The following is a 1367-nucleotide window of genomic DNA, read 5'->3' as shown; positions in this document are numbered from 1 at the left end:
GGAAGGCATGATCTTGGCCTTCGCTCAGCCAGATGGCTCGGAAATTCCAGGTATAATCAGAAGTGTCGCGGGAGATTCTGTAACGGTTGACTTTAACCATCCGCTTGCAGGACAAACCGTTGTATTCGATGTCGAGATTGTTGATGTTAAATCTGGAGCTAGCGCTCAAGGCGAGAAATAACTATGCAAATTCATTTAGCTAATCCACGAGGCTTTTGTGCCGGCGTTGACCGCGCAATCACGATAGTAGAGCGCGCTTTAGAGATGTTTGAACCGCCTATCTATGTACGCCATGAAGTTGTGCACAACAAGTTTGTTGTTGATGGGCTTCGCGAGCGCGGCGCACTGTTTGTGGATGAGCTTCATGAAGTGCCAGACGACAGCATTGTTATCTTTTCGGCTCATGGCGTGTCACAGGCCGTGCGCAAAAATGCGACTTCTAGAGGCCTGAAAGTGTTTGACGCTACCTGTCCATTAGTGACTAAGGTGCATATGGAAGTCACCCGTGCGAGCAAATCTGGAACTGAATGCATTTTAATTGGGCATGCAGGACACCCGGAAGTTGAAGGCACTATGGGGCAATATAGCAATGAAGATGGCGGCATCTACCTTGTCGAGTCCCAAAGCGATGTTGAAAAACTGACGGTCAAAGACCCGTCAAGGCTCTATTACTGCAGTCAAACTACGCTGTCGGTAGATGATACCGCTGACGTTATCGACGCGCTACGCGCGAAGTTCCCGGCGATTAACGGCCCTCGTAAAGACGATATTTGCTACGCCACGCAAAATCGACAAGATGCGGTACGCGATTTGGCAACAGATTGTGATGTGTTGTTGGTAGTTGGGGCGCAAAATAGCTCTAACTCCAATCGTTTGCGTGAGCTTGCCGAGAAGATTGGCGCGAAAGCGTATCTCATCGCCGATGCTAACTGTATTCAAGAGTCTTGGTTAGAAAACGTTAACCATGTTGGCGTCACCGCCGGCGCCTCGGCCCCTGAGGTACTTGTGCAAGGGGTTGTAGATCGGCTTAAAGCATGGGGAGCAGTGTCTGCTTCTGAGCGCTCGGGTAGAGAAGAGAATGTTGAATTTGCGGTGCCTAAAGAGCTGCGGGTGAAGCAAGTTGTGTAAGTAGCTGTGTGTAAGTAGGTGGGTGTAAGCGTAATAAAGTTGCACTCGCTTAACAAGGGTAGCAAAGACTAAAGCTACCAAATCGCTATCGCAACATCTCAGTGAAGCTAAAAAAACCGCAGTTTTTACTGCGGTTTTTTTATGCTAAAGGCTACTGGCGCAAATCAGAAAAAGAATGGATTATACCAGTACGCATAGATAGTTACCCACTCAGCGAGACTTAAAATGTTCGTAATCGC

General features: G+C 48.4%; 2 protein-coding genes. Both read left to right on the top strand.

Annotated elements, in window-relative coordinates; translation table 11 throughout:
- On the top strand, positions 1-181 hold a 181-nt coding region (locus tag AC3WVG_RS11895), incomplete at its 5' end, for an FKBP-type peptidyl-prolyl cis-trans isomerase (protein WP_488798332.1).
- Between the two features lie 2 nt (positions 182-183).
- On the top strand, positions 184-1128 hold the full coding sequence (ispH, locus tag AC3WVG_RS11890) for a 4-hydroxy-3-methylbut-2-enyl diphosphate reductase (protein ID WP_163105001.1): 945 nt from the start codon (positions 184-186) through the stop codon (positions 1126-1128).
- Positions 1129-1367 lie beyond the last annotated feature (239 nt).

The organism is Desulfovulcanus sp., from assembly GCF_982781345.1.
This window is presented reverse-complemented; position numbering and strand designations above follow the sequence as displayed.